Origin of the sequence: Flavobacterium sp. (assembly GCF_025352425.1) — a bacterium.
In the GTDB taxonomy this organism is placed as follows: Bacteria; Bacteroidota; Bacteroidia; order Flavobacteriales; family Flavobacteriaceae; genus Flavobacterium.
Genome location: NZ_JANXTI010000096.1, coordinates 1 through 4645, shown reverse-complemented (window position 1 = coordinate 4645; position 4645 = coordinate 1). Strand labels below are relative to the sequence as shown.

Here is a 4645-nt window from a genome sequence, read left to right as displayed (position 1 = left end):
TTGATAAGTCTGAAATAAAACAACTGTCATTTTTTTGATGCCTTGTTTTGAGAAACGAGAGATTTTAAAAATTAAATAACTGAATAACAATTAGATAAAAAATAAAAATAGTCTTTTTTATTTTTTATCGGACATTAATGTAAAAAAATATATAAATATCATTTAGAAATGTTAAAAATTTAGTTTTCATTAACATTTGCCAAACAAGTCATAGCATGGGTAAAGATGTTAAAACATAAATCATACATTTACAGGAAGATAGATGTGGAATGTGGCGCCTTTATTTAGCTCACTGCTTGCGGTAATAACGCCTTTATGATTTTCAATGATTTTTTTGACAATCGCAAGCCCGATTCCGGTTCCCTCATAGGTTTCCTTCCCGTGTAACCGCTGAAACACCTCAAAGATTCTGTCGCTGTATTGCTGATCAAAACCGATACCGTTATCGGAAAAAGTGATATGGCAATATTCTGTTTCGTCAATCAGCTTTTCTGTATGCAAATCTTTTCCTTTTTTTACTTCAGATTTAATTGTTATTATGGGTTTGATATCATCATGCGAGAATTTTAGTGAATTGCTGATTAGATTGAATAACAGCTGATGGATTTGAAAAGGAACAACTGCTACTTCAGATTCAATTTTGTCAACGGAAATGATAGCATCTTTCTCCCGTATCTCTTCCCTGAAATCTTCTTTTACATCATTAATAAGCACATTAAGGTTTGTTTTTGTCAAACTTGTTTCCTGGGCGTTGCTTCTTGAATAGGCGAGTAAATCATTGATAAGTGTCTGCATTCGCTGAGCCGCGTTCTGCATACGCCTGAACTTATCTTTTCCTTTTTCGGACAGATTATCAAACTCCTTTTCAATTATCATGTTAGAGAATGTTTGTATTTTTCGGAGTGGTTCCTGTAAATCATGACTGGAAATGTAGGCAAAGGATTGTAGCTCCTTGTTCATTTTTTCCAGTTCCCGATTTTTTTGTTCCAGTATTTCTGTATTTAATTTTATTTTGTCATCTGCTTCTTTTTTAAACGTAAGGTCGTGAATTACTTTTGAAAAACCAATTATTTCATTACTATTGTTAGGTATGGCGGTAATGGTAACACTTGCCCAAAAGAGCGTTCCGTCTTTACGAACACGCCATCCTTCATGATGTAATCTCCCGTTTTTGACTGCCTTTTTCAACAAGTAGTGTGGCAAATCAGATTTCCTGTCTTCTTCCGTATAAAAAGCTGAAAAATTCTTTCCTACAATTTCTTCTGCTTTATAGCCTTGAATTTTTTCGACACCTTTATTCCAGTTTTCAACTATTCCTTCTTTACTTAAATAGAGAATGGCATAATCCTGTACTTCTTCTACCATTAAATGATAACGTTCCTCACTTTTTTGGAGTATTTCGTTTACCTGTTTGAGTTCACTGGTACGCTTGTTCACTTGTATTTCCAATTCCTTAGTGAATTCCTTATGTGTAGAAATATCTGTATTACTGCCATACCATTGGATTATTTTCCCTTCGGCATCTTTAAGGGGCAATACGCGAGTAAGAAATTGTTTGAATTTGCCATCAGCACCTTTAAGTGGGAAAACCATTTCAAAATCTTTTCCGCTGTCAATTGATTCTTTCCATTTCTCAATAACTAATGGTAATTCTTCAGGATCATGAACAGATTGCCAACCCCAACCTTCCATTTCTTCCGCAGTTTTTCCGGTATAGTCATACCATTTTTGATTGTACCAATAAATCCAGCCATCTGCATTTGCCATCCATGCAAGATTAGGGATGTTATCTGCCATAGTTCGAAAACGATCTTCGGCATTGTTCAATTTTTTTAATGTATCTACTTTTTCTGTAGATTCAAAACACGTCACAAAAACCCCCGCTGGTTTCCCAGATTCGTCATTTACCGGGCTGTAACTGAATGTCCAGTAAATATCCTCCAGTTTTCCATTGCGGTAAATAGGCAAGAGGCGGTCTTCAAACCAGCTTGCTTCACCCTCTTTCAAAGCCTTATCGATAATAGGTTTGATGTCTTTCCAGATTTCTTTCCAATAATCTTCAGCACGCCCCCCTAAAATATCAGGGTGTTTATTATCATTGCCTAGGCTAGGTCGATAAGCGTCGTTATAAAAACAGATGAGTTCAGGCCCCCAAAACAAGAACATTGGAAATTTTGAATTTAGAAGAAGACTAAGCGTTGTTCGCAGACTTTGTGGCCAGGTTGCGGGTGTTCCTAATAGATTCTTGCTCCAGTCTTTTTCGCGAATCAACTGGCCCATTAGACCTCCTCCGGCAAGAAATGGAATATCAGAAGAAATATTTGTTGGCATAAAGTTAGATTTTTTTGGGACAACTAAGTTAATAAAATAATTTCTAACTCGCAATCATTCTATCAGTCTGTTAACATAATCAGATATCCATTTACTTCAGAAAGAGAGTGACTTCGATCAGAAGGATATCGACTCCCATGACAAGGATATTGATTCCCATCAGAAGGATATTGACTGCCATGAGACGATTACTGAACACAATCAAAAGAATAATAATGGAATGTTTATATTTACATTATAAAACCATTATCAATTACAACAATGAGCTACTATAAAATACTCAATTTAGAACATTACTTCAAGATGTATAAGAAATCTGTCCGTGAGCCAAGAAAGTTCTGGGACAAGATTGCCGAAGAGAACTTTACCTGGTATCAAAAATGGGAGAAGGTTTTTGAAGTAAATTTTCAGGAAGCAAATTTCAAATGGTTTGTAAATGCCAAAGTTAATATCACTAAAAACTGTATCGACAGGCATTTAGCAAGACGCGGTGATAAAACTGCTATTATTTTTGAACCTAATAATCCTGAGGAAAAAGCACTTCACATTACCTATAACGAACTTTATGAAAGGGTTGCCCGAATGGCAAATGTGTTTCGGAAACAAGGTGTTCAAAAAGGAGACAGGGTTTGTATTTATTTGCCAATGATTCCCGAATTGGCGATTGCTACTCTGGCCTGCGCCCGAATTGGGGCTGTACATTCAGTTGTGTTTGCAGGGTTTTCTGCTGCTGCAGTGGCAGCCCGAATTAACGATTGTGAATGTAAAATGATCATTACTTCCGACGGAAGTTATCGCGGAAACAAATCGATTGACTTAAAAGGGATTGTAGACGAAGCTTTGGAGAAAACTCCGTGTGTGGAAAAAGTATTGGTTGTTAAAAGAACGAATAGCCAAGTTACTATGAAAGAGGGAAGAGATCTTTGGTTACAACCGTTACTTGATGCAGCCACCCCCAACAATGTTGCCGAAATCATGGACGCTGAAGATCCGTTATTCATACTATACACCTCGGGTTCCACCGGGAAACCAAAAGGAATGGTACATACCACAGCGGGTTATATGGTTTATACGGCCTACACTTTTAAAAATGTTTTTGCTTACGAAGAAAATGATGTTTTCTGGTGTACCGCTGACATTGGTTGGATTACCGGTCATTCTTATATTCTATACGGACCATTATTAAACGGTGCGACAACAGTAATTTTTGAAGGTGTACCTTCTTATCCCGATTACAGCCGCTTTTGGGAAGTAATCGAAAAACATAAAATCACGCAATTCTACACGGCACCAACTGCTATCAGAGCTTTGGCAAAAGAAAGTCTGGATTATGTGCAAAGATTCCCATTAAAATCGTTGAAGGTTATTGGCTCTGTTGGCGAACCAATAAATGAAGAAGCCTGGCATTGGTATAATGATCATGTGGGCGGCAAACGTTGTCCGCTGGTTGATACATGGTGGCAAACCGAAACCGGTGGAATTATGATTTCACCAATTCCTTTTGTTACACCAACAAAACCAACTTATGCTTCATTGCCCTTACCCGGTATTCAGCCTGTTTTAATGGACGAACTGCGCAACGAAATAGAAGGCAATCAGGTAACAGGAAGTTTGTGTATTAAGTTTCCATGGCCCGCAATTGCCAGAACTATTTGGGGCGATCATCAGCGCTATAAGGAAACTTATTTTACAGCTTTCCCGGGTAAATATTTTACCGGTGACGGTGCTTTGCGCGATGAAGTTGGTTACTACCGAATTACAGGCAGGGTAGATGATGTCATCATTGTTTCGGGTCATAATCTGGGAACTGCGCCAATAGAAGATGCTATTAACGAACATCCTGCCGTTTCAGAAAGCGCCATTGTAGGTTTCCCACACGATATTAAAGGAAGCGCCTTGTATGGTTTTATTATCCTGAAAGAAATAGGAGAGAGCCGAGATAAAGATAATTTGGCTAAGGAAATAAACCAATTAATATCTGACCAGATCGGTCCGATTGCTAAGCTGGATAAAATTCAATTTGTGTCTAATTTGCCCAAAACACGTTCCGGGAAAATCATGCGTAGGATATTGAGAAAGATAGCAGAAGGCGACTTTAGTAACTTTGGCGACACCTCAACCTTATTGAATCCGGAAATTGTCGATGAAATTAAAGAAGGGAAAGTATAAACTAGTAACCCGTTGGGTGTAATTATTTAAAGTAAAAATAAATTGATTAAATATTGGTCAAGATACTGAAATTCAGTATCTTGAAGTCGCAAAACAAACCAATATTCATGTCAAATATAGTTAAAAATTATTTAAGAGTTTTAGA

General features: G+C 37.3%; 2 protein-coding genes. One reads left to right on the top strand and one right to left on the bottom strand.

The window, feature by feature from the left end:
• Window positions 1-240: 240 nt before the first annotated feature.
• On the bottom strand, window positions 241-2331 hold the full coding sequence (locus Q0Q99_RS11910) for a PAS domain-containing sensor histidine kinase (RefSeq protein ID WP_293896204.1): 2091 nt from the start codon (window positions 2329-2331) through the stop codon (window positions 241-243).
• A gap of 261 nt (window positions 2332-2592) precedes the next feature.
• On the opposite strand from Q0Q99_RS11910, the gene acs reads away from it, so the two are divergent.
• A complete protein-coding gene (gene acs / locus Q0Q99_RS11905; RefSeq protein WP_293896201.1) occupies window positions 2593-4500 on the top strand; it encodes an acetate--CoA ligase in 1908 nt (635 codons plus the stop codon).
• Window positions 4501-4645: the final 145 nt, after the last annotated feature.